Source organism: Parazoarcus communis, from assembly GCF_003111645.1.
In the GTDB taxonomy this organism is placed as follows: Bacteria; Pseudomonadota; Gammaproteobacteria; order Burkholderiales; family Rhodocyclaceae; genus Parazoarcus; species Parazoarcus communis_A.
In genome coordinates, this window is sequence record NZ_CP022187.1 from 291,541 (window position 1) to 315,202 (window position 23,662).

At 65.4% G+C, this 23,662-nt stretch carries 26 protein-coding genes; 10 read left to right on the plus strand and 16 right to left on the minus strand.

The window, feature by feature from the left end; genetic code table 11:
* Positions 1–14: 14 nt before the first annotated feature.
* The 11 genes from gspL to CEW83_RS01475 form a co-directional block, all read right to left on the minus strand.
* The gene (gspL, locus tag CEW83_RS01425; RefSeq protein ID WP_108947753.1) at positions 15–1,214 is read right to left on the minus strand and encodes a type II secretion system protein GspL; all 1,200 of its coding nucleotides are present in this window, start codon (positions 1,212–1,214) and stop codon (positions 15–17) included.
* A complete protein-coding gene (gene gspK / locus CEW83_RS01430; protein ID WP_108947754.1) occupies positions 1,211–2,134 on the minus strand; it encodes a type II secretion system minor pseudopilin GspK in 924 nt (307 codons plus the stop codon). The genes gspL and gspK overlap by 4 nt, the downstream gene beginning before the upstream one ends.
* Complete coding sequence (gene gspJ, locus CEW83_RS01435; RefSeq protein ID WP_108947755.1) at positions 2,097–2,696, minus strand: type II secretion system minor pseudopilin GspJ; 600 nt, start codon at positions 2,694–2,696, stop codon at positions 2,097–2,099. The genes gspK and gspJ overlap by 38 nt, the downstream gene beginning before the upstream one ends.
* The gene (gene gspI / locus CEW83_RS01440; RefSeq protein WP_108947756.1) at positions 2,693–3,085 is read right to left on the minus strand and encodes a type II secretion system minor pseudopilin GspI; all 393 of its coding nucleotides are present in this window, start codon (positions 3,083–3,085) and stop codon (positions 2,693–2,695) included. Before gspI ends, gspJ begins: the two co-directional genes overlap by 4 nt.
* A complete protein-coding gene (locus CEW83_RS01445; protein ID WP_108947757.1) occupies positions 3,082–3,606 on the minus strand; it encodes a prepilin-type N-terminal cleavage/methylation domain-containing protein in 525 nt (174 codons plus the stop codon). The genes gspI and CEW83_RS01445 overlap by 4 nt, the downstream gene beginning before the upstream one ends.
* Positions 3,594–4,055, minus strand: coding sequence for a type II secretion system major pseudopilin GspG (gene gspG / locus CEW83_RS01450; protein ID WP_108951122.1), 462 nt, complete (start codon positions 4,053–4,055; stop codon positions 3,594–3,596). The genes CEW83_RS01445 and gspG overlap by 13 nt, the downstream gene beginning before the upstream one ends.
* A gap of 5 nt (positions 4,056–4,060) precedes the next feature.
* Positions 4,061–5,263 (minus strand): type II secretion system inner membrane protein GspF, encoded by a 1,203-nt coding sequence (gene gspF / locus CEW83_RS01455; RefSeq protein WP_108947758.1) that lies wholly within the window; start codon positions 5,261–5,263, stop codon positions 4,061–4,063.
* Positions 5,264–5,270: 7 nt separating this feature from the next.
* Positions 5,271–6,734 (minus strand): type II secretion system ATPase GspE, encoded by a 1,464-nt coding sequence (gene gspE / locus CEW83_RS01460; protein ID WP_108951123.1) that lies wholly within the window; start codon positions 6,732–6,734, stop codon positions 5,271–5,273.
* A gap of 9 nt (positions 6,735–6,743) precedes the next feature.
* Positions 6,744–8,852 (minus strand): type II secretion system secretin GspD, encoded by a 2,109-nt coding sequence (gene gspD, locus CEW83_RS01465; RefSeq protein ID WP_108947759.1) that lies wholly within the window; start codon positions 8,850–8,852, stop codon positions 6,744–6,746.
* A 12-nt stretch (positions 8,853–8,864) separates the two neighbouring features.
* Entirely contained in the window at positions 8,865–9,365 is a 501-nt protein-coding gene (locus CEW83_RS01470) for an alpha-1,2-mannosidase (protein WP_108947760.1), read from the minus strand.
* A 200-nt stretch (positions 9,366–9,565) separates the two neighbouring features.
* Positions 9,566–11,491: a PhoX family protein gene (locus CEW83_RS01475; protein ID WP_108947761.1), complete on the minus strand. Its 1,926-nt coding sequence runs from the start codon at positions 11,489–11,491 to the stop codon at positions 9,566–9,568.
* 248 nt (positions 11,492–11,739) lie between these two features.
* Between CEW83_RS01475 and CEW83_RS01480 the strand changes: the two genes are divergently transcribed.
* The 5 genes from CEW83_RS01480 to moaE all read left to right on the plus strand — a co-directional run bounded on the left by CEW83_RS01480 (position 11,740) and on the right by moaE (position 16,252).
* Entirely contained in the window at positions 11,740–13,701 is a 1,962-nt protein-coding gene (locus tag CEW83_RS01480; RefSeq protein WP_108947762.1) for an ATP-dependent DNA helicase, read from the plus strand.
* Positions 13,702–13,812: 111 nt separating this feature from the next.
* Positions 13,813–14,307, plus strand: coding sequence for a molybdopterin-guanine dinucleotide biosynthesis protein B (mobB, locus tag CEW83_RS01485; RefSeq protein WP_108951124.1), 495 nt, complete (start codon positions 13,813–13,815; stop codon positions 14,305–14,307).
* A complete protein-coding gene (glp, locus tag CEW83_RS01490) occupies positions 14,304–15,509 on the plus strand; it encodes a gephyrin-like molybdotransferase Glp (protein ID WP_108947763.1) in 1,206 nt (401 codons plus the stop codon). Before mobB ends, glp begins: the two co-directional genes overlap by 4 nt.
* 5 nt (positions 15,510–15,514) lie before the next feature.
* Complete coding sequence (gene moaD, locus CEW83_RS01495) at positions 15,515–15,769, plus strand: molybdopterin converting factor subunit 1 (protein ID WP_108951125.1); 255 nt, start codon at positions 15,515–15,517, stop codon at positions 15,767–15,769.
* A gap of 3 nt (positions 15,770–15,772) precedes the next feature.
* A complete protein-coding gene (gene moaE, locus CEW83_RS01500; protein WP_108947764.1) occupies positions 15,773–16,252 on the plus strand; it encodes a molybdopterin synthase catalytic subunit MoaE in 480 nt (159 codons plus the stop codon).
* Positions 16,253–16,339: 87 nt separating this feature from the next.
* Here moaE and CEW83_RS01505 read toward each other — a convergent pair whose 3' ends face one another.
* Complete coding sequence (locus CEW83_RS01505; protein WP_108947765.1) at positions 16,340–16,849, minus strand: phasin family protein; 510 nt, start codon at positions 16,847–16,849, stop codon at positions 16,340–16,342.
* 216 nt (positions 16,850–17,065) lie between these two features.
* The gene (locus tag CEW83_RS01510) at positions 17,066–18,556 is read right to left on the minus strand and encodes a transglycosylase SLT domain-containing protein (protein ID WP_108947766.1); all 1,491 of its coding nucleotides are present in this window, start codon (positions 18,554–18,556) and stop codon (positions 17,066–17,068) included.
* A gap of 144 nt (positions 18,557–18,700) precedes the next feature.
* Between CEW83_RS01510 and CEW83_RS01515 the strand changes: the two genes are divergently transcribed.
* Positions 18,701–19,675, plus strand: coding sequence for a diguanylate cyclase (locus tag CEW83_RS01515; RefSeq protein ID WP_108947767.1), 975 nt, complete (start codon positions 18,701–18,703; stop codon positions 19,673–19,675).
* Positions 19,676–19,701: 26 nt separating this feature from the next.
* Entirely contained in the window at positions 19,702–20,055 is a 354-nt protein-coding gene (locus CEW83_RS01520; RefSeq protein WP_234418951.1) for a response regulator transcription factor, read from the plus strand.
* 147 nt (positions 20,056–20,202) lie between these two features.
* On the opposite strand, the gene gloB is transcribed toward CEW83_RS01520, so the two are convergent.
* On the minus strand, positions 20,203–20,964 hold the full coding sequence (gene gloB / locus CEW83_RS01525; RefSeq protein WP_108947769.1) for a hydroxyacylglutathione hydrolase: 762 nt from the start codon (positions 20,962–20,964) through the stop codon (positions 20,203–20,205).
* Positions 20,965–20,992: 28 nt separating this feature from the next.
* Here gloB and CEW83_RS01530 point away from each other — a divergent pair, with 28 nt between their 5' ends.
* Genes CEW83_RS01530 through dnaQ form a run of 3 tightly spaced genes read left to right on the plus strand, consistent with a single transcriptional unit; the run spans position 20,993 to position 22,936 of the window.
* The gene (locus CEW83_RS01530; RefSeq protein ID WP_108947770.1) at positions 20,993–21,730 is read left to right on the plus strand and encodes a class I SAM-dependent methyltransferase; all 738 of its coding nucleotides are present in this window, start codon (positions 20,993–20,995) and stop codon (positions 21,728–21,730) included.
* A 2-nt stretch (positions 21,731–21,732) separates the two neighbouring features.
* Positions 21,733–22,191, plus strand: a complete 459-nt coding sequence (gene rnhA, locus CEW83_RS01535; RefSeq protein ID WP_108947771.1) for a ribonuclease HI — start codon at positions 21,733–21,735, stop codon at positions 22,189–22,191.
* Positions 22,192–22,210: 19 nt separating this feature from the next.
* Entirely contained in the window at positions 22,211–22,936 is a 726-nt protein-coding gene (gene dnaQ / locus CEW83_RS01540; RefSeq protein ID WP_108947772.1) for a DNA polymerase III subunit epsilon, read from the plus strand.
* A 46-nt stretch (positions 22,937–22,982) separates the two neighbouring features.
* Here dnaQ and CEW83_RS01545 read toward each other — a convergent pair whose 3' ends face one another.
* Both CEW83_RS01545 and nqrM read right to left on the minus strand, forming a co-directional pair.
* Entirely contained in the window at positions 22,983–23,408 is a 426-nt protein-coding gene (locus tag CEW83_RS01545) for a CBS domain-containing protein (RefSeq protein ID WP_108947773.1), read from the minus strand.
* A gap of 19 nt (positions 23,409–23,427) precedes the next feature.
* Positions 23,428–23,631: a (Na+)-NQR maturation NqrM gene (gene nqrM, locus CEW83_RS01550; protein WP_108947774.1), complete on the minus strand. Its 204-nt coding sequence runs from the start codon at positions 23,629–23,631 to the stop codon at positions 23,428–23,430.
* Between the last annotated feature and the right edge of the window lie 31 nt (positions 23,632–23,662).

A 23,662-nucleotide genomic window follows, 5' to 3' on the forward strand; every position in this document is an offset into this window, starting at 1 on the left:
TGCGGTTGCGGCGCTCAGGGCTGAGGTGCGGCGCTCAACAGCAGGCTGCCGTCGCGCGCCTGTGCATTGATGCCGTGCAGCGAGAGGCGGGTGAGCAGTACGCTGAGTTCGGTTTGGGGTGGCAGTGCAAGGCTCAGCGTGCCGGCTTCGTATGAGACCGTCAGCGGTGTCACGCCGGTGGCAACAAGGTGGCCGTGCAGCAGCGCAAGCAGATCGTCGGTGCCGAGCTGGCCCGCCTGCCTGCGCGCCCGGTCCAGTGCGCGGCCGAGCTGTGCCGCGGGCGCGACGGCCGGTGTGCCGGGCAGGGCTTGTTCAAACAGCCGCGCGCTGCGTGCTTCGAGTTCCGCCAGGGCCTGGCGCTGACCCAGAACGTGAGTGAGGTTGACGACGAACAGGGCGACTGCGCTGATGGCGACGATTGTTGCGGGCGCCCGAAACCGCCGCCACTGTGCGTCGTGACCCTGCCGTGAGGCGAACTCGCCGTGCAGCAGATTGCTGGTGGCATCGACGTGTTCCCACCAGTGCCAGGCCGGACCCGGTTCGATGCGCAGTGGGAGCGACGCAGTAGTGCCCGTATCGGGTGTGGTGCACCTGTCTGCGATACGGATTTGCAGTGCTGCCGGAAGCGCGGCGCTGGCACGACGGCGCGCGAGCGCGATGGGCAGAGCGGATGACAGCGCGGCCAGTAACGCCTCGGGCGTGGATCCGTCGAACGCAATCGCGGGTTCAAGGCCCGGACGCAGGATGGTGCAGTGTGCTTCGACCGCCAACACCCAGTGTGCTTCCGCAGCCGGAACCGTTTCCAGCGCACTGCAGAGGCGCCGCAGAGGACGACCGATCTGCGCGAACTGGGCGAGGACCTGCGTCATGCGTGCGCGTGCGACGGCGATGACCCCGGTGCGATTCAGCTTGTCTTCGGGCTGGCTGTGGGTCACGGTCAAATGCTGCGTGTCCGGGTCGCCAACCAGATGCTCCTCAAGCGCAAAGGACAGCAGGCGTGGGCGCTCGCGTCGCGGGCTTGCGGGCAGCAGCACTTCAAGCCAGGTGCTCTGCGCGCCGGCGAGCACGGCCTCGCACACATCCGCCACCGGCCAGTGCGCGGGGCCGCTGTGGCCTTGTTGCACTACCGTGTTTGCTGCGTCGAGCAGAACCCAGTGGGTAGCCGGGTCGCGTGGCCAGTGTTCATCGATGCGGATGCGCAGGCGTGTCGTCATGGGATGCGGTACCACAGGAGTTCGGGCCAGGGTTTCTGGCGATCGAGAAGGGCTTCGAGACGGGTGACGGAGATGCCGTAACTGGCGTGTATCGTGACCAGGAAGTGGCGGCTGCTGACACTGGCGAGCTGCGCCGCAGGCGGTGTTGTGCCTTGCGGCAGCCGCGCGTTGAAGTCGGCCAGGTCGCGGAACCATGCGCGCTCACGTTCGGCAACCAGCACTCGGGCAGAATCGATGCCGAGGCCCGGGACCAGGCTGGACAGAACCTCGGCCGCAGCCGTGTTCACATTCACGGGCGCCGGTGCCGGCACCGCGGTGACATAGGGTCTGAGCCGCGCCAGCAGCGCGTGATCGATGCCCGGAATGGAAGCCACTTCGTCGGCAACGACCAGTGCTGAGTGCGGGGCGTGGTCAGTGTCTCCACGCGGGGCTGTTGCGATCCATTCGGTCATTGCGATCACGCTTGCGCGCGCTGACTCGGGGGACGTGCCGAGCAGCTCCATCAGGCGCTGCAGTCGCGCGCCTGCCGCACTGCTGCGCAGGCCAGCGGGCGCGAGGTCGTTCAGATTGAAGCGCCCCGAGAGGTCGATGATCTCGCCTGCAATCGTCCCGTCTGCAGCGTCTTCGCCGAGTTGCGTCGGCGGAATCCTGATGGTCCAGTTTTCGCCACCGTGATCCACATTGCTTTCCAGCATGTCCAGGGCGAGGACCTGGCGTGCCCAGTCCACTGCGGCGCGGGCAAGCTGGCGTGACTGTGCCTGATCGCGGCGGCCGGTGACCGCTTCGAGGCCGCGCCCGAAATCGGCCAGCGCGGCGGCGGCCAGCATCGCGGCAAAGGTGACCGTGAGCAGGGCGAGCACGACGGCGGCGCCGCGCTGACGTTCAGCGCAGCGCGAACAGACGGGTGATCGTGCCGGCATCGGACAGGTCCAGTTCGAGTTCGATCGCGGCCGGCAAGGTGTCGCCCTTGCCGCCTGCGAGCGGCCAGTGCGCGCTTCGTGTTTGCGTGCTGCCCACGTCGGTGGTCAGGAAGTACCAGCGCACGGCTTGGACATCCTGTAGCAGGGGGTAGGTCTCGGGCGCGCCAAGGGCTTCACGGTCGGGCCAGATCAGCCATTCGAGCTGTGCGTTGCTGAAGCGGAATCCTACCCGGCGCGCACCTTCTCCCTCGCCGCCGAGCGCGATCAGCCGCAGCTCGCTGTCGGCCCCGTTTGCACTGCGCAGCAGCGCCAGTGCCGGCGATGCCGTGCTGGTAGCGGGGAGTGCAGGCGCGGCGACCTGAAGAATCTCGAGTTCAATCAGGTGTATCGCACGCGCGATGCTGCGCCAGCGCTCAACCTCGCTGCTGACCCGTGCCTGTGTGTCGATCATCTGCGCAGTGGCGCGCCAGGTCAGCATGCCGAGCACCGAGAACAGGGCGAGGGCGACCAGCAGTTCGATCAGGGTCATGCCGCGCGCGGCTTTGCGCAGGGGTGTGCTCATTGCGGCACCCGGGTGGTGTAGCCGGTGGCGCGGGCCAGGACATGGCCGCTTTCCGTGTCCATGACCTCGACGTCGATGCGGCGAAACGAGCGGTTCGATGCAGAGGCGATGCGCTCTCGCCACTGAAACTCCAGCGGCCCCTGGCGCGTCCGCCCGTGGTGCACACCGGTGGCAGGGAAGCTCGCGCTGGCACGATATGCTGCGAGCCGGTCGTGGGCCACCCAGTCGGCGAGGGTGCGATCGCGCAGCTCGGCGCTTGCCAGTGCCGTGCTGCCCATGGCGCGCAGCGCCGACACAAGGGCAATGGCGACAATGGCGAGGGCGACCAGGGTTTCGAGCAGCGTGAAGCCCCGTGCCGGGCGGGCTATCCGGTGTGTGGCAGCAGTCATCGCATCGCCTCGCCACGACGAATCCGCGTCACCTGGCCATTTGGCTGTCCGCGCAACAGTTCGCTGCCGTGTCCGGTGAGCACGACGAGATCGAAGCGCGGCGCGCGGGACCCGAAAATCAGGCGCCGGCGTTCCTGATCCGCGGGCTGGGTGTTCAGTGCGGGCACGCGCTGATGTACCTGCAGCGCGCCGAGACTGAGTGGATCGGGCAGCGTGCGCGGGGCGAAGAGCGGATCGCCGTCCACGACACGCCAGCGGCCATCCGCGTCTAGCTGTGCGAAGCGGTAGCCGTCGCTCAGAAACTCCACCGCGAGTGGGCGACCCTGGACCGCAGCGCGTTCGGCTCCGGCTTCGAGCACGCTGCGCAGGCGTTCGACGGCAAGATCCGCGTCGTTGGCGCGGAAGCCGTCGATTGCAAGGCTGGCGCCGCCGGTAATGATGCCGGCAATCGCGAGCACCACCATCAGTTCGACGAGCGAGAAGCCGCGTGCGAGGCGGCGGGTGTGGGTCAGAACTGCCACGACCCGATGTCTGCGTCGAATCCTTCGCCGCCGGTCTTGCCATCGGCACCGAAGCTCATGACGTCGACGTCGCCATTGATGCCCGGGTTGAGGTACTGGTAGTCACCGCCCCAGGGGTCGGCCGGCAGGCGCTCGAGATAGGGCTTCCAGTTGTCGGGGATCGGCGTCGTGTCCGGCTTCCTGACCAGGGCCGAGAGCCCCTGCGACGCCGTGGGGTAACGCCGGTTGTCAAGACGGTACAGTTTGAGCGCCTGCATGATGGAGGCGAGGTCCTGGCGGGCGGCAACCACGCGCGCTTCATCCGGCCGGCTCATGACGCGGGGCACGACGAGTGCGGCGAGCACACCGAGGATCACGATCACCACCATGACCTCGATCAGGGTGAAGCCGCGCTGGCGCAGTGTCTGCGGGCCGTTTGCGCGGCAGGACGGGGGGAGGGCTATCTTCATGGTCTTCACTTCATCAGGGTGTTGATTTCGATGATCGGCTGCATCACCGCCAGCACGATCACCAGCACGACGCCGCCCATTGCCAGCAGCAGTGCGGGTTCTAGCAGGCTCGCGAGCACGGCGCCGCGGCTTTCGAGTTCCTGTTGCTGAAGGCGGGCGGCACGCGCCAGCAGTTCGTCGAGCCGGCCGGTGGTCTCACCGCTGGCGATCATGTGCACCAGCAGCGGTGGAAAGGCGCGCGTGGCACCGAGCGCCCGCGCCAGGCTCTGTCCCTCGCGCACGCGGGCGGCCGCAGCCTCGACTGCATCGCGGATCGGCAGGCGCGCGATCACGCGGCCCCCGGCTTCGAGCGCGGTCAGCAGGGGCACGCCGCTGCCGGCGAGGATGGACAGCGTGCTGGCAAAGCGTGCCGCGTCCAGCGTGCGCAGGTGGCGGCCGATGACGGGAAGGGCGAGCAGGCGGGTTTCCCAGCGTCTGCGTACGGCGGTGTTGCGCAAGGCGAGATGGGCGCAGAGGCCGGCGCCGGCGAGCGCGAGCATCAGCAGCCAGCCCCAGTCGCGCAGAAGGTCAGAGACGGCGATCAGGCCGCGCGTCAGCGGCGGCAGCGCCTGTTTGGTCTGTGCGAATACGCCGACGACCTGGGGCACCACATGGGTCATCAGGCCGATCACCACCAGCAGGGCAACGGCGGCGACGATCAACGGATAGAGCAGGGCCTGCATCGTCTTCTGCTGCAGTTGCCCGTGCTGCTCCAGATAGTCGGCAAGCTGGTTCATGACCTCGGCAAGTTCGCCCGACTTCTCTCCGGCCGCAACCGAGGCGCGGTAGATCGCGGGGAAGGCGGCGGGGTAGCGGTCCAGCGCCGCTCGCAGGCTGTAGCCGGACAGGATCTCTGAGCGCAGGCCTGCAAGCAGCTGACGGGGACCTTCATCCTCGGCCTGCTCGATCAGCGCGGCGAGCGCCTGTTCCACGGTGAGGCCTGCGGCGAGCAGGGTGGCCCACTGACGGGTGAGCAGCGCGAGCGCAGCGTCCTTGAGCCGGCGCGGCCGCCGGCCACTGCCGGGTGTGGCAGACACGGTGACCACATCGAGCGGGAACAGCCCGCGTTCGCGCAGCAGGGTGCGCGCGGCACGGCCGCTCTCGGCCTCGATCACCCCCTGGGTGGATTGGCCGCTGGTATCGAGTGCGCTGTAGCGGAAGGCTGTCATCCGGGCCTCAGTCGCGGGTGGCGCGCAGCAGTTCTTCGACCGTGGTCGTGCCGTCGGCGAGCAGTCGAAGGCCGTCCTCGCGCAGTCCGCGGGCGCCACCCTTGCGCGCATGGGCGCGCAAGGCAGCTTCGCCGGCGTCGTCATGGATCAGGCGGGCAGCCTCGGCGTCCACCGTCAGCAACTCGTAGATGCCACTGCGGCGCTGATAGCCGGTATGCCCGCACTCGGCGCAGCCGCTGGCCTGCCACAGCGTCTCCGGGCAGTCGGCACCGATCAGGGTACGTTCGCTGTCGCTGGCAGACTGCGGACTGCGGCAGGTCGGGCACAGGCGCCGCACCAGTCGCTGCGCGAGCACGCCGCGGATGCTGGAAGCGAGCAGGAAAGGCTCGATGCCCATGTCGACCAGACGGGTGATGGCCGACGCCGCGTCGTTGGTGTGCAGCGTGGCGAGCACGAGGTGGCCGGTGAGGCTGGCCTGAACGGCGATGCGCGCGGTTTCGACGTCGCGGATTTCGCCGATCAGGATCACGTCCGGGTCCTGGCGAAGGATGGCGCGGAGGGCCCGCGCAAAGTCGAGTTCGATGCGTGGATTGACCTGGATCTGGGCGACGCCGGGGAGGTCGTATTCGACCGGATCCTCGACAGTGACGATGTTCTGGCGATCGCAGTCCATGGTCTGCAGTGCGGCGTACAGCGTGGTGCTCTTGCCCGAGCCGGTGGGGCCGGTGACGAGCAGGATGCCGTGGGGCTGCGTGAGCAGGTCCGCGAAGCGGGCGCGGATGTCGTCTGCCATGCCGATGCGTTCGAGCCCAATCAGCGCGTTGCCCTTGTCCAGCAGACGCAGCACCAGGCGTTCGCCGTGTGTGGTGGGCAGCGTGGAGACGCGCACGTCCACCTGGCGGCCTGCAAGGCGCAGCGTGATGCGGCCGTCCTGTGGCAGACGCTTCTCGGCGATGTCGAGGCTGGCCATGATCTTGATGCGCGAGGCCATCGCCGCATGCAGGCCACGGTGCGGGCGCGCGATGTCACGCAGCACGCCGTCTCGGCGCAGGCGCACCACCGAATGATGCTCGTAGGGTTCGATATGCACGTCCGAAGCCGCTTCGCGCACCGCTTGGGTCAGCAGCGCATTGATCATGCGGATCACCGGCGCATCGTCCTGCGATTCGAGCAGGTCTTCGACCGCGGGCAACTCAGTCATCAGCTGCGCAAGATCGACCTCGAGCCCGACGTCGGCAACGATCTCGGCGGCGCTGCCGTCTCCGGCGCTGTAGGTTTCCGCCAGATGCGTGTCGAAGCTCGCCTTTGGCACCGTCGCGAGCTGCAGCGGCAGGCCGAGGTGGCGGCGCACCTCGGCCACTGCGGCGAGGCTGGCGTCCTCGCGCAGCAGCACGTCGGCGTGTTCGGTGCCGATCGCGGTGACAAGCACGCCGTGGCGACGGGCAAAGGCGTAGGGCAGGTTGGGCGCCATGTTCATCGCCTAGTCGATGCGACGGACTTCGGCTTCCTCGACCGGTGCCGGCGCGGTGCGCGGAACAGCCGGGGCGGGGCTGTCGAAGGCGGGCAGCTCCGGCGTGCCGGGTTCGCCACGCAGCAGATCGCGCTTGCTGGCGGAGGCGCGTTGTTCGCCGATCACGTAGTCGTAGCGCGAGCGGGTGATGCCGGCGTAGTCCTCGCGCTCGCGCAGGATGACCGGACGCAGGAACACGACCAGGTTGGTCTTGGTGCGCTTGCGCGTGTCGTAGCGGAACAGGGCGCCGGCCACCGGCACGTCGCCCAGCAGCGGAATCTTCTCCTCTCCGCCGCTGTAGCTGTCCTCTACCAGCCCGCCGAGCGCGATGATGGCGCCGTCGTCGATCATGACCATGGACTCGATCGAACGTTTGGTGGTGGTGGGGCCGTTGCCGGTGTCGGTGCTGGCGACCACGGCCGAGGCTTCCTGGTAGATCGCCAGGCGGATCGAGCCCCCTTCCGAGATCTGCGGCTTGACCTTGAGCGTGAGACCGACGTCCTTGCGCTCGATGGTCTGGAACGGGTTGCTGACGGTGCTGCCTGAGCCGGTGTTGGTGTATTGGCCGGTGACGAAGGGCACGTTGCGGCCGACGACGATCTTGGCCTCCTCGTTGTCGAGGGTGACGATGTTGGGCGTGGACAGGATGTTGGCGCTCACTTCGTTTTCGAGGAAGCGGGCAAGCATGCCGAGGCGGATGATCTCGCCAACACCGGGAATGGTCACCTTGCCGTTGCCTACGGCGAGTGTCAGGCCGTTGCCGGGCGTGGCCATGGTGCCACTTGCTGCGCCGGTGATGAGTTGCATCAGGTTGTTGCCGCCGCTGCTGAACGAGGTGCCGCCGACAATGGCTGCGCTGCCGCTGTTGTCGCCCGCCGCCCACTGGATGCCGAACTCCGCGGCGCGCTCGGTCGAGATCTCGGCGATCAGCGCTTCGATGTACACCTGTGCGCGGCGACGGTCGAGCTGGTCGATCACCACTCTCAGATTGCGGTAGATGGCCTCAGGGGCGTTGATGATCAGCGCGTTGTTGACCGGGTCTGCCTGGACTGCGCCGCCCGTGCCGGTGTCACTTCGCGTGCGCTTGTTCGTCGAACTGCTGCGGGAGGCCGACGCGGCGATGCCCATCGCGTCGCCGCCCGCTGCTGCGCTGGCGCTGCTCGCACCCGTGCTGCTCAGCATGGCACTGCCCTGCGTATCGGTGACGCCGCTGCCGCTCAGCGTGGCATTGAGCGTGTCGGCGACCTGGACTGCGTCGGCGTTCTTCAGGTAGACGACATGGATGTTTCCTGCGGCGCCGGGGCGGTCGAGGCTCGCCACGAGCTGGCGCACTGCGGAGATGCGGCTGGGCGTGTCGGCGCGCACCAGCAGGCTGTTGCTGTTGGGTTCGGCGAGGATCTGCACTGCGCCGGCGCCGGCGCCGGTGCCGCTGGCCGCTGCGCCGCGTTCGGCGAGGAGACGTGACAGCAGGGGCGCGAGGTCGACGGCCGCAGCGTGCCGCAGTTCGATCACGCCGAGGTCGCCCTGCACGACGTCGAGCGATTCGATGACGCTGGCGATGCGGGCAATGTTGCCGGCGTAATCGGTGACCACGAGTACGTTGTTCGCGGGAAACGCGCTCACCGAATTGTTCGGCGCAACCAGCGGGCGAATGACCGACACCATCTGCGCTGCCGACTCATGGCGGAGTGCGAATACCTGTGTCACCAGGCGATCGCCCCCGGCTGCTGCGACGTCTCTGCCCACCGGTACGGCATGCAGCTTGGCATCGGCCTCGGGGACGATCTTGGTCACCCCCTTGTCCTCGACGGCGGTATAGCCCTGCAGGCGTAGCGCCGAGAGCAGGATCTGATACGCAAGCTCGCGTGCCACCGGCGTGTTGGTGACGATGTTGATCTTGCCTTTTACCCGGGGATCAACGAGGAAGTTCGTACCGGAGAGCTTGCCGATGGCCTGAATGACCGCATCGATGTCGGCGTTCTGGAAGTTGAGCGACACCGGGTCGTCGGCCGCGAACAATGGCAAGGGCAGAAAGGCGGCAAGCAGGACGAGACGACGCAGGCGGGAGACAAGCAGCATGGTGGTTTGGGTTCAATCCGTTGAGATGGCATCGGTGCGGGTGTCGCTGGTGGCGACCGGCGAGGTCGTGCTGTCCGCCCCTGTCATGTGCAACGCCACGGTGCGTCCGTCCGCAGCGAGTTCGATCCGGTCAGGCAGGATTCGCACCAGGCGCAGCCCGTCTGCCAGCGTTTCGTCCTGCAGGAGTGCAAGTGTTTCTCCGTCTGGTCTGCGCAGCAGGGCGAAGCCCGGTCGCTGGCCGAAGCCGGTCGCGAGGCCGATCAGCTGGTAGTCGGTGTGCACTTGCGTGTGGGGCGCGGGTTCGCTTTCGCCGCTGCCGAGCGCACGCACGATGTCGCGCGCCGCGCTTCTGGGGTCTGCAGTGTGCGACGGCAGTGCGCTGACCGGATCGGGTGCGGTGAGTTGCCAGAAGACCGTCGCGCACGTCCACGCCGCGACACTCAGCGCAAGGCCCCAGGCCAGCACAGGCAGCCAGGCCTCAAGGCGACGGACGATGGCGGGCAGGGAGATCATTGCGATGCATGGGGCTGCCGGGCTTGCAGCAGGGTGGAGCAAGCACATGAAGGCATGGGTTGAAAATGGGTTGAGAATGGGGGGGCGCCGGGCTGGGGTTCAGGAGCGCAGGAATACCCGGTGCTGCATCCCCTTCTTCGGGAATGCAGCACCGGGCTCGGCCCTTGGCCCTGCGGAGGCAAGGGAGCGGGCTGGGACGATCAGGTGCCGATCACGCCACCGTCGTTCTTGGTGATGATGATCGTGGCCGAACGCGGGCGTGCGCTGCCGCCCTCCGGCCAGTTGCTGTTGCCGCCTTCACCCGGATGCTGGATGTTGATGAACATGGTCTTGCTGTCCGGGGTGAAGGTGACGCCGGTGATCTCGCACTCCTTCGGGCCGGTGAAGAAGCGGCGGATCTCCTTGGTCGTGGGGTCGGCACACAGCATCTGGTTGTTGCCCTGGCCAGCGTACTCGCCGCTGTTGCTGTAGTTGCCGTCGGTCTGGATCCACAGGCGGCCGGCGTCGTCGAAGGCAAGGCCGTCCGGGCTGTTGAAGGTGTTATCGACGGTGACGTTGTCCGAGCCCGACTTGAGGTTGCTGCGATCGGGGTAGACGTTCGGATTGCCGGCCAGTACGAAGATGTCCCACTCGAAGGTCAGTGCGGCTGCGTCGCCACCGGTTTCGCGCCAGCGCACGATCTGGCCGTAGCGGTTGGCGGTACGGGGGTTGGCGTCGTCGGTGACGGAGCGGCCCGAGTTGTTGGTCAGGGTTGCATAGACTTCGCCGGTGCTCGGATGAACGGTGACCCATTCCGGGCGATCCATCTTGGTGGCGCCGACAGCGTCTGCAGCAAGCCGGGTATGAATCAGCACTTCGGCCTGGCTGGCAAAGCGTGCATCGGCGGCGAGGGTGGCATTGGCCGTCTTGTCGAGCAGGATCCACTCGCCATTGCCCATGAAGTCGCCCGTGGTCGAGCCATCGTTGAAGCGGGCAACATAGAGCTTGCCCGAGTCCAGCAGGTTGGCGTTGGCACGGTCGTTGCCCTTGGTGTAGACACCATCGGATACGAACTTGTAGATGTAGTCGTTGGCCTGGTCGTCACCCATGTACACCACGACATGATTGTCGGGGGTCAGGGTGTAGGCAGCATTCTCATGCTTGATGCGACCGAGTGCGGTGCGCTTCTTCGGTGTCGAATGACGGTCGAAGGGGTCGATCTCCACGATCCAGCCGAAACGGTTCGATTCGTTGGGCTCCTTCGCGTAGTCGAAACGGTCGATGTATTGCTCCCAGCCGTAGCCGGTGGTCTGACCGCTGACGCCATAGCGCTTCTGCGCAGTCGTGCGCGTGTCGCTGCCGCTGCGGGTGCCGAAGTACTGGTTGAAGTTTTCTTCACAGGTCAGGTAGGTGCCCCACGGCGTGTAACCGTTGCCGCAGTTGTTCAGCGTGCCGCGAACCAGGGTGCCCGACGCATCGGCGCTGGTCTTCATCAGCGCGTCGCCTGCAGCAGGTCCGGTGATCAGCATCGGCGTGTCGCCGGTGATGCGACGGTTGTACTGGGAGTCGATGACGATCTCCCACTTGCCGCTCCTGAGCTTGATGTGAATGACCGATACGCCGTGGGCGTGGATGGCCTTGTAGGCATCGTCAGCGCTGTTCGAAACGCCATCGGCAAACAGGTGGCGAGTGTTCACGTATTCGTGGTTCATCACCAGCAGGCCTTCCTTGCTGCCGTTGAGCGCAAAGTAGTGAATGCCGTCGTGGTTGTCGCCGACCTGACGAGCCTGGGCTGCGGCATCGTCGCTGGCGTCGCTGGCCCAGGTCGAACCTGGACCGGTGGAAAAGAGCGGCGTGCCCCACGGCGCGAACACGGTTGCCGTGTAACCCGGGGCGACGGCGACGCTGTCGTCGGTCGACGTCGGGATGGCGGTGAAGCCGAGGAGCGGGCCTGCCGGCGGCTTGGGATTGACCTCGATGATGCAGCCGCTCAGACCGCCTGACATGAAGGCAGCGGCCGACAGGCCGAGACCGGTCTTGAAGAAGCCACGGCGGCTGACGGCGCGATTCACGACCGACTGGAAGTGTTCGTTGCTGGAGGTATTGGTCGGCAGGTCTTCGGAATCGAGCGGCGTTGACTGAGACATTCATGTTCTCCGGGGGGATAAGAGACCCGGATTCTGGGCACGACATATTGCAATGGCGTGAAACGGAGCGCGGCGACCTCATCCGTGCCCCAATTAGTGTGTCTGGCGCCTGGTGACGCCGTGTCTGCGCGACGGTCCCGGCGCCCGGGGGCAGGGCCGGGTCTGCTCCACATTCGTGCGATTACGCGTGTGCCAACGGGCACCGGGCAGGACGCTTGGCTTAGAATGCCGCTTTGCCTGCGCTTTTCATGACCGACTTCGCCCATCTCTTTTCGTCCGATGGCCCGCTGGTGCAGGCGATTCCCGGCTATCGTCCGCGCCCGCAGCAGGTCGAGATGGCGCAGAAGATCGGTGAAGCCATTCGCGGCAACCGTGTGCTGGTGGCTGAGGCGGGGACGGGGACGGGCAAGACCTTCGCCTATCTCGTGCCAGCACTGATGTCGGGTGGCAAGGTGATCGTGTCCACCGGCACGAAGACGCTGCAGGATCAGCTCTTCAATCGCGACCTCCCGACGGTGCGGGCCGCGCTCAAGGTGCCGGTGTCGATTGCGCTGCTCAAGGGGCGCGCCAATTACGTGTGCCATTACCACCTCGAGCGTAACGAGCGCGACGGGCGCTTCCAGACGCCGCAGGACGCGGCCGACCTGCGCGCCATCTCGCGCTTTGCCCGCGTCACCCAGAGCGGCGACAAGGCCGAATGCACCGATGTGCGCGAAGACTCCGCAGCGTGGATCGCGGCGACCTCCACCCGCGACAACTGCCTCGGACAGGACTGCCCGCAGGTGAAGGAGTGCTTCGTCATGCAGGCGCGCCGCACAGCGATGGAAGCCGATGTAGTGGTGGTGAACCATCACCTCTTCTTTGCCGACGTGATGCTGCGCGACGAAGGCATGGGCGAATTGTTGCCTGCCTGCAATGCCGTGATCTTCGACGAGGCGCATCAGCTGCCGGAGACGGCCAGCCTGTTCTTTGGCGAAACGGTGTCGACTTCACAGGTGCTGGAGCTGGCGCGCGATACGCGCTCGGAGACCGTCTCCGGCGCGCGCGACTGCATCGCCCTGATCGACGAGACCCGGGCGCTCGAGAAAGCGGCACGTGACCTGCGATTGGTGTTCGGCACCGAGAGCACCCGCATGTCCGCGGCACAGGCGGCGGAGAAAGAGGACTTTACCGCGCAGGTGGACGCACTTGCAGCCGCGCTCGACAAGATGGAGGTCGTGCTCGATACACAGGCCGAACGTTCGGAGGGGCTCGCGAACTGCTTGCGCCGGGCGCAGGAAATGAGCGAGCGGCTGCGGCGCTGGCTCAGCCCTGAAGAGAAGGATCTGATCCGCTGGGTGGAGATCTTTGCCCAGTCGCTGGCGCTCAATGCCACGCCGCTGCATGTGTCCGACGTCTTCAAGCGTCAGCTCGAGGCGCAGCCGCGGGCCTGGGTGTTTACCTCGGCCACGCTCGCCGTCGGCAAGGCTGACTTCGGTCATTACAACCGCGAGCTCGGGCTGGCGTGGATGGACCCGCCGCCGATGACCGCGGTCTGGGGCAGCCCCTTCGACTACGCTACTCAGGCGCTCCTGTATGCGCCGCAAGGCATGCCCGACCCCAACTCGCCCGACTACATCGAGGCGGTTGCCCGTACCGCGCTGCCGCTGATCCGCGCCGCGCGCGGGCGCGCTTTCGTGCTGTGCACCTCCCTGCGTGCGATGCGCCGGGTGCACGAGCTGATCGCGGACGGGCTGCAGCAGGCCAATGATCCGCTGCCCTTGCTGCTGCAGGGTGAAGGTTCGCGTACCGAACTGTTGGACCGTTTCCGCAAGCTCGGCAATGCGGTGCTCGTGGCCAGCCAGAGCTTCTGGGAAGGCGTCGACGTGCCCGGCGACGCGCTGTCGCTGGTGGTGATCGACAAGCTGCCCTTTGCGCCGCCTGACGATCCGGTGCTTGCCGCCCGCGTTGAGCACATGCAGCGTCAGGGCTTGAGCCCTTTCATTCACCATCAGTTGCCACGCGCGGTCATCAGCATGAAGCAGGGCGCCGGGCGGCTGATCCGTACCGAGCGTGACAGCGGCGTGCTGTGCATCTGCGACCCGCGCATGATCGAGAAGTCCTACGGCAAGGTGGTGTGGCGCAGCCTGCCGCCGATGCGCCGGACCCGTGTCGAGGGCGAGGCGGTCGCCTTTCTCGAAAACCTGCCGCCTCCGCGAAGTGCCGACTGAATCCGGCTGCGCCGCACACCGTCACAGCCTGTTTGCGATCAAGTCCGGCCTGGACCGGCTTGTTGTATGCTCTTTGTCCCGAACAAAGAGACGTCGGTCAGACGCACAATGATGAAAGTATTTGGTATTGCCGGCTGGTCCGGCTCGGGCAAGACCACGCTGGTGGAGAAGCTGATCCCCGAGATCACCTCCCGCGGTCTGCGCGTATCGGTGATCAAGCACGCCCACCATGGTTTCGATCTCGACCGCCCGGGCAAGGACTCGTATCGACATCGCGAGGCGGGCGCCACCCAGGTGCTGATGCTGTCCAACGATCGCTGGGTGCTGATGCATGAACTGCGCGGGCGTGCCGAGCCGACGCTCGAGGAGCAGTTGCGCCTGCTCGCGCCCTGCGACGTGGTCCTGATCGAGGGTTACAAGGCCGCGGCCGTGCCCAAGATCGAGATTCACCGCCCGGCGCACGGCAAGCCGCCCTTGTGGCCGGAGAATCCGCATGTGGTGGCGGTGGCCAGCGATGCCGATATCGACTGTCCGATGCCGCGCCTGCCCCTGAATGATCCGGCGGTCGTGGTTCAATTCATTCTTGATTATCCGGAAGCCTCATGAACGCCAATATGCTCAGTTTTGATGAAGCGCTCGGCCGCATTGTCGGCTATGCACGACCGGTGCACGAGATCGACGAGATCGACACCATGATGGCCGCCGGCCGGGTGCTCGCCGTTGCCCAGCATTCGCCGATCTGCCAGCCGCCGATGGACAATTCCGCCATGGACGGCTATGCGCTGCGCGTGGCCGATGTGCCTGCGCCGGGCACGCGCCTGCCGGTGAGCCAGCGCATTCCGGCGGGTTCGGTTGGGACGACGCTCGAGCCCGGCACTGCGGCCCGCATCTTTACCGGCGCGCCACTGCCCGACGGGGCGGACGCGGTCGTGATGCAGGAGTTGTGCGAACACGACGGCGACTCGGTCATCGTCAATCACACGCCAAAGTCTGGCGAAGCCGTGCGGCGTGCGGGCGAAGACGTCGCGCTCGGCGCCGAAGTGCTGGCCGCAGGTACGCGCCTGCGTCCGCAGGATCTGGCGCTGGCCGCATCCGTGGGCCTGGCCCGCTTGCCGGTGCTGCGACGGATGAAGGTCGCGGTGTTTTCGACCGGCAGCGAGCTGGTGATGCCCGGCCAGCCCCTGCCGCCGGGTGGGATCTACAATTCCAACCGCTTCATGCTGCGCGCGCTGCTGACCCAGCTCGGGTGCGAGGTCGTTGATCTCGGCATCGTGCCGGACAATCTTGATGCCACGCGCAAGGTCTTGCGCGAGGCGGCCCAGGGCAATGACTTGATCGTCACCAGTGGCGGCGTGTCGGTGGGCGAGGAGGATCACGTCAAGCCTGCGGTCGAGGCCGAGGGCAGCCTGGACATGTGGAAGATCGCGATGAAGCCGGGCAAGCCGCTGGCCTACGGTCGGGTGCATGGCGCGGCCTTCATCGGTCTGCCGGGCAATCCGGTGTCGAGCTTCGTCACCTTCCTGCTGATGGTGCGGCCATTCATTCTTGCCACGCAGGGCGTGAGCGAAGTCGCGCCGCAGGATGTGACGCTCACTGCGGCCTTTGACTGGACCCGCCCCGACCGCCGGCGTGAGTTCCTGCGCGCACGCATGACCAGCGAGGGCACGGTCGAACTGTTTGCCAACCAGGGCGCTGCGGCGCTCAATTCAACGACCTGGGCCAATGGTCTGGTCGATATTCCGGCGGACACGAAGATCGCGCGTGGCGAAAAGGTCCGTTTCCTGCCTTACGGCGATTTGCTATGGTGAGTTCCATGAAAGTGAGAATTCTCTATTTCGCCAGCCTTCGAGAGGCCGTGGGCCGCGCCAGCGAGGAGCTCGACGTGCCCGCAGAGGTTGGCACGCTTGGGGCCTTGCGCGCGTTTCTGGCCGCACGCGGAGAGGGCTGGGAGGCGCTTGGTGTTGGGCGCAATGTGCGGGCGGCGCTCAATCAGCGCATGTCGGGGGCGGACACAGCACTGTCTGCGGGTGACGAGGTGGCGTTCTTTCCACCGGTTACCGGAGGCTGAGCCATGAGCGTGAGCGTGCAGGAGGCAGATTTCGATACGGGGGCAGAGATTGCCGCCTTGTCAGCCGGGCGCCCGGAAGTCGGGGCCGTCGCGAGTTTCGTCGGGCTGGTGCGCGACATCAGCGAGGGGAGCGAAGTGTCGGCGATGACGCTCGAGCATTACCCCGGCATGACTGAGCAGGCGCTGGAAGATATCGTGGCCGAAGCCAGACGGCGCTGGAAGCTGCATGGCGTGCGTGTCATTCACCGCTACGGGCCCTTGTTGCCCGGAGACCAGATCGTGTTTGTCGGCGTTGCCGGCGAACATCGCGGCGAATCCTTCGAGGCCTGCGCCTTCATCATGGATTACCTCAAGACGCGGGCGCCGTTCTGGAAACGGGAGGAAACGCCGGAAGGGGCACGCTGGGTGGATGCGCGCGAGAGCGATGACTCTGCTGCCGAGCGCTGGTCCGAAGACTGGGACGAAATCGAGCAGCGCCGTTGAGGCGGTGTGCTGTGATGGTCCGGGAACGCGGACCAACAGGAAAAACGGCGCCTGCGGGCGCCGTTTTGCTGCGGACCCGCTTGCGCCTTACTTGCGACCCTTGGAGGGCGGCTGGGCAAATGCCTGGAAGGCCTGAGTCGAGGCACGGGTCATCTGTTCGAAGGCGACGCGGGCCGTGTCCATGGCCGTCTGCATTGCGCTCATTGCATTCTGATCCGAGATCGGGATGCCCTGGAACATCTTCTGCATGGCCTCGAACACATCCTGGCTGCCGGTGCTCAGTTGCTCGCCGACCAGCTTGCCGACCTCGGCCTGGGTGCGCGAGGTGATCTCGGCCATGTCACGTGCGCAGGCGAGCATCTTTTCGGTTGTGGTCTGCGCGTACTGGGTGCGCAGTTCGACGGCCTGTTTGGGGTCCTTGATTGCTGCGAGCGCCTTGGCGTTCTGCACCCCTTCTTCGAACAGTGACTTGGCCGTGGCAACCTGAATCTCCATGACGCGCTGGGAATTCTCGATCGAGAGTTGTGCCAGGCGCATGGCAGCTTCAAGGTTTTTCTTCTGGAGTTCGTTGTACTGATCCTGTTGTTTCGTAGCCATGTGCAATCTCCTCGTTAGTGGTTTGCTTGCAGGAGGCGGTGTGCACAATGTTCGGCCCGGTGCGATGCCAATTGGCATGCCGTCGCCGCTCCCTCGCCTCTGATCAAACGATAGCACAGCAGTCATTCGTCCTGTTGCTCAGCGCTTCAACTGTCGAGCAGGGGCGGGGGCAGACAGCGGTCTGCGCGTTTGTCGTGGCGAAGCGGCTGCTGGCGTTCAGTTCTTCGCGGACGCCGACTTCGTCGTTGCCTTGGCCGGCTTTGTCGCAGCGGGTTTGGTCGCGGTCGGCTTTGCTGCGGCGGACTTGGCAGTAGTGGGCTTGGCAGTAGCGGACTTGGCGGTGGGCGCCGGTTTTGTTTTCGCCGTGCTCTTTGTTGCCGGCTGAGTCGCCCTGGAGGGTGTTTTTGCAGTGTTGTTCGTGCGCTTCGACGACTTGGCCGTGGCCTTTGCGGGCGTCTTTGCCTTCTTGCTGGGGACCGCGCTGGTGTTGAGCTTCACGGCCGGCGGGGCGGAGAGGCGGCTGTTGGCCGGCAGCAGGCGGCTGATTGCCAGGGCGCCGCTCGGATCGATGCCGTCAGGCACCAGCAGGGTGTGACCGGCGCTTAGCCGGCTGCCCGAGGCCAGGCCATTGAGCTGCATCAGTTGCGCGAGGGTGAGGCCGTGACGGTCGGCAATGGTGTTGAGCTTTTCGCCGGGCTCCAGATCATGCGTGCGCCAGCCCTTGCCCGACAGCGCGAACTCGCCGAGGCGGGCTTCGAAGCTGCTCGCACGGTCGGCAGGCACGACCAGGGTCTGTCCCGGCGAGGTGATGGCGGGACGGTTGTATCCAGGGTTGAGCGCAAGAAACTCTTCCAGCGACATGTCTGCAAACGTTGCCGCAGTTGCGAGGTCGATGCCGGGCGGTGCGTTGAGGGTGACGAAGTGCTGTACGTTGGCAACGTAGGGCAGTTCGAGATGGAACAGTTCCGGCTCGGCGACGATGTTCTTGATGGCCTGCAGCTTTGGAACGTAGTTGCGGGTCTCGTTGGGCATCTTCAGTTCGCTGTATTCGGCTGGCAGCCCGGCGTCGCGATTGCGCTGAATGGCGCGTCCGACTGCGCCTTCACCCCAGTTGTAGGAGGCGAGTGCAAGTTGCCAGTCGCCATGCATCTCGTAAATGGTCTGCAGGTAATCGAGTGCGGCGTTGGTGGACGCGATCACGTCGCGGCGCTCATCCACCCAGCTGTCCTGGGTGAGGTTGAAGTTGCGCCCGGTGGACGGGATGAACTGCCACAGCCCGGATGCGTGCGCCCGGGAGTAGGCAAGGGGGTTGTAGCTGCTCTCGACCATCGGCAGCAAGGCCAGCTCGGTGGGCATGCCGCGCCGTTCGAGCTCGTCGACGATGTAGTAGAGATAGCGCCCGCCGCGGGAGAACACCTGCTTGAGGAAGCCGGGGCGGTTCAGGTAGAAGATCTGCTGCTCGGCGACCAGTGGGCTGTCGAGATCGGGCATGCCAAAGCCACGCCGGATGCGGTCCCAGATATCGTTGGCGTCACGAGTCAGGTCGAGCGTCAGCACCCGTGCGGGGGGTGGTTCGGCAACAGGCGGGAGGCTCGGTGCCGGGGTGGATGGCAGCGTCGCAGACGTGTCCGTGCTGTCGGCAGCCTGAACGGGTGCGTACGCTTGCAGCGCAAAGACGAGGAAAAGCAGCGAAAAGAGCTTCGCCATCGGACCCAACCGGCGAAAAGCGAAGGAGTCTATCGGGCACCGGGAAGGGCGTCAAACGGACTTACACATGCGGAAAGACGCAACACTTTGGGTGTTCCCTTGGTAGGATTGCGGGATGCCCCTATTTCACGTCTTGCGGGAAACATGAAAGTTCTGGTTATCGAGGACACTGTCACCAGCGCGACGCTGGTCTGTCATCAGCTCACCAAGATGGGGCTGTCAGCGTCGCATGCGCGGGACGGGGCGAGCGGGATCGAAATGTTCAAGCGCGAACGCCCCGATCTCGTATTGCTGGACATCATCATGCCCGGCATGGATGGATTCGAGGTTGCGCACCGCATCCGTCAGCTCGAGCGGGACGGCGACTGGACGCCGATCATCTTTCTCACCGCGCGCGCGAGCGACGGCGACCTGCAGCGGGCCATCGAGGTCGGCGGAGACGACTATCTGGTCAAGCCGGTGTCCGAGGTCGTGCTCAAGGCCAAGGTCGGGGCGATGCAGCGGATCGCGCAGATGCGCTATTCGCTGCTGGTTCTCACACGCAAGCTCGATGATGCCAACCGGGAACTGACCCGCCTGTCCGCAGTCGATGGCCTGACCGGAATCGCCAACCGCCGTCGTTTTGACGAGAGTCTGCGACGTGAGTGGCGCCGTGCATCGCGCGCGGAGTCGCCGATGTCGTTGTTGATCGTCGATGTCGATTGCTTCAAGCTCTTCAATGACAACTACGGGCATCAGGTGGGCGACGAATGCCTCAAGGCGGTGGCGCGTACGCTTGAACAGAAGTTGCGCCGCCCCACCGATCTTGTGGCCCGTTACGGCGGCGAGGAGTTTGCTGCCGTCCTGCCCGAAACCGAGCTCGAAGGCGCGCTTGGGGTCGCCGAGCTGATGCGCGACGGTGTCGAGTCGCTTGCCATTACACACCGCTTTTCGGTGGCCGCAAACGTGGTGACGATCAGCGCGGGCGTGGCGAGCATGGTGCCTGCCCGGGGTGACGAGAACGGTTTTGAGCGTTTGCTGAAATCAGCGGACGATGCCTTGTACCGGGCCAAGAAGTCAGGCCGGAACCGGGTTGCAGCGGGTCTGCAAGATGGTATGGAAATCGGATTGCAAGCGTGAGGAGAGCGTCCAAGAAAATCATTGTTGTGGATGACAATGAAATCATCAGGATGGCGCTGCGTGCCATCCTGCGGCAGGCGGGCTTCAATGTCGTTGGCGAGGCCCGCGACGGCGAGGCGGTGATCGAGCTGGTCGAGAAAGTGGGGCCGGATCTGGTGTGCCTGGATGTGATGATGCCTGGGCGCAGCGGGCTTGAGGTCCTGGCCGAGCTGCGTGAGCGTTTCCCCACGCTGAAGGTGCTGATGATTACCGGTCTCAGCGATCGTGAGACGGTGGCCACGGTGGTCGATCAGGGGGCGGTGGGCATGGTGCTCAAGCCCTTCAACTCGGCGCGCGTGGTCGAGTCGGTGTCGCGCGTGCTCGGCCTGAGCATGCCGTAGCAGGACAGCGGGTGCTGCGGGCGCAAGGCGCCTGCAGCGGCGCGGCGGCCAGTGTGCGCCGACGCTGCCCGCATTGAGCCCAGGCCGGGCTCCGCGGCGCGCGATCCGGACTTGGGTGGCGTGGCGTTTCCCCCACCCTTTGGGATGTCAGAAGGTGTCTTTCCAGGCGCGCAGCGCGCGCAGGCAGGCCAGTGGGCTTTCCGGCGTCTTCCCCGTGTGTTCGCTTACCGCCTTGATCACGCTGGGCTCGCTCACGCGCAGAAAGGGGTTGATGTCCTTTTCGAGCGCGATCGTGCTCGGCAGCGTGGGGCGACCCTTTGCGCGCAAGGTTTCGCAATGCGCGGCGTAGCGGTCACGCTCGGGGTTGTCGGGGTCGGCCGCGCGGGCAAAGGCCAGGTTCGACAAGGTGTATTCGTGGGTGCAATAGACCCGGGTGTCGCCATCAAGGGCGGCGAGACGGGAGAGTGCCTTTTCGAGCTGTTCCGCCGTACCCTCGAAGAGGCGGCCGCAGCCCGCCGAGAACAGGGTGTCGCCGCAAAAGAGCAGGCCGGGGGCGTGATACGCGATATGTCCGGCCGTGTGCGCAGGGACATCGAGTACCGTCAGCTTGAGGCCGAGTCGAGGCAGCGTGACACTGTCGCCATCGGACAGCGGGTCGCTGACGCCGGCAATGCGTTCGCTGGCGGGGCCGAACACGGGTACGGGCCAGGCTTTCAGCAGCGCTGCGAGGCCGCCGACGTGGTCGGCGTGATGGTGGGTGACGAGCACGGCGGACAGCGTCAGGCCATGCGCCGAAAGATAGTCGAGGACGGGCGCGGCATCACCTGGATCGACAGCGACCGCGTGGCGATCGTCGTGAATTAGCCAGATGTAGTTATCGCGGAAGGCAGGAAGAGGGATAATGTGCATCTTCAGGATTTTGAAGCGCTGACGATTCGTGTCAATCCCCGGTTTGTCGGAATGGCTGGAAACACCCCCAGGACGCTATCTGCTTGAGTGGGAGCAGAAGCGGCTTGAGGCGGTGGTGGCGGATATCTTTGGCTACAACGCGGTCCAGCTCGGATTGCCCGGTCAGGATGTCCTGAGCGCGAACCGCATGCCGTTCCGTTTTCGCTGCGCGAGCCGCGGCGATGTCGCGGTTGTTGCCTCGCATGAAGACCTGCCCTTTGCCAGCGCCAGCCTCGATCTGGTCGTGCTGCCACACGTGCTCGAGTTTTCCGCTCGCCCTCATCAGGTGCTGCGCGAGGTCGAGCGCGTGCTGGTGCCGGAAGGCAGTGTCGTGATCAGTGGCTTCAATCCCTACAGCCTGTGGGGTGTGCGCCGGCTGGCGGCGCGCAAGGGCGGGGTCATGCCGTGGACCGGACAGTATCTGTCTGTGCCGCGGATCAGGGACTGGTTTTCGCTGCTCGGATTCGAAACCCAGGCAGGCGGTTTTGGCTGTTATGTACCCGCCGTCACCACGCCCGAATGGCTGGATCGGTGGCGCTTCATGGACAGGTTTGGACCCCGCTGGTGGCCGGTGTGCGGGGCGGCATATGTGGTTCAGGGCATCAAGCGCGTGCAGGGCACGCGGCTGATCATGCCCAACTGGAACGAGCGGCGTGCCCGTTCAAAACGTCTGTCGGCCGTGGCCCAGCGTGAAATTCATCCGGGAAGTACAAGGAAAACCCAATAGAAATGGAAGAAGTCGATATTTACACCGATGGTGCGTGCAGCGGCAATCCCGGTCCGGGCGGCTGGGGAGCGATTCTGCGCAGCGGTGGTCACGAGAAGGAAATCTGGGGCGGCGAGCTCCAGACCACCAACAACCGCATGGAGATGATGGCGGTGATCCGCGCTTTCGAACTCCTCAAGCGGCCGGTTACGGTGCGCGTGCATACCGACAGTCAGTACGTGCAGAAGGGCATTTCGGAGTGGATCAAGGGCTGGAAGGCGCGGGGCTGGAAAACGGCGTCCAAGGAGCCGGTCAAGAACGCAGACCTGTGGCGTACGCTGGATGCGGCGGTCGCCATGCACCAGGTGAAGTGGCTGTGGGTGAAGGGACACGCGGGCCATCCCGAGAACGAACGCGCCGACGAGCTCGCACGGCGCGGAGTCGAAGAGATACGCAAGACGGGCCGGACGGCGCAGGCATGAAGCAGGAGAAAAAGTACTGATGAGACAGATTGTTCTCGATACCGAAACCACCGGTCTGGACTGGCGCAACGGTGACCGGGTGATCGAAATCGGCTGTGTCGAGTTGCTCAACCGCAATCTGACCGGACGCCATTACCACGTCTTCATCAACCCCGAGCGCGCGATCGACGCCGAGGCTGAGGCGGTGCATGGCATTTCGCTGGAGTTCCTCGCGGACAAGCCGAAGTTCGCCGGCGTCGCGCAGAGCTTCGAGGAGTTTGTGCGCGATGCGGAACTGGTCATTCACAACGCCAGCTTTGACGTGGGCTTTCTCAATCACGAGCTGAACCTGCTGGGGCGGCCGCCTATCGACCAGTTGTGCTGCGGCGTGATCGACACGCTGAAGATGGCGAAAGAGCAGAATCCGGGCAAGAAGGCCTCGCTCGATGCCTTGTGCGACCGCTTTGCGATCGACAACGGCCATCGGACGCTGCATGGCGCATTGCTCGATGCGGAGTTGCTTGCCGAGGTCTATCTGGCAATGACGCGTGGTCAGGAGAGCCTGATCATGACGCTTGAGGAAGAGCCCGGTTCGGCGCAGTCCGACGCTGCCGGTGGCGGCTTCGAGCGGCCCCCGCAGCTGATTCAGCGTGCGTCTGTGGCCGAGCTTGAAGCCCACGATCAGTTGCTGGCCGATATTGCCAAGGCAAACAAGGGTTTGTGTCTGTGGTTGCCGCCGGAGCGGGCGGTTGAGGAAGCTGCCTGAGGACAGCGATCGCCGGCGTGCCCGCAATGGGCGCGCCGGGCAGATGTCAGCCGCGGATGCGGGTTGTCTTGTGGCTGATCCGGAGTTTTTCCAGACCTCTGAGAATGTCGCGACGCGAGATCTGTCCGATCAGACGCTGGCCCTCCACCACCGGCAGGCAGCGGTAGGTCTGTCCGAGAAAGAGTTCGATGGCGTCGATCAGACTGCTGTCGCCAGTGACTGACACCACGTTCTTGCTCATGTAGTCGCGGACGAGTCCGGCCTGTTGCTCGAAGTAGGAAGCATTGAGTGCGACCTTCAGGCAGTCCTTCTCCGACAGGAAACCGATCAGATGACCGTTGCTATTGGCCACCGGAGCACCGCTCAGACCGTGTTCAAGAAGAGTGTGGATGGCATGCAGAACCTCGTCTTCGGGATGAAGCGCCAGGTGGTCGCCGATCATGTAGTCCTTGACGAGCAGTGAATGGAGCATCGCGCCTCCTAAATGGTGATCAGGTTTGTTGTTGTTCGGCCTGTGCCTTCATGCGGGCCAGCCGTTTGGGGCAGGGTTTCTCGCAGCCGCCTTCGCAATCGAGGCCGACTGCGCCAAGCCCGCCGCAACTGCCGGCAATTGGCTTGCGCCCAAAAATGACGCCGATGGCCATCGCAGCAATCACGATGCCAACGACAAGCAGTGCAAGGATGAATGTACTCATGTCGGTTCCAGTTGAAGTCGCAATGATATAC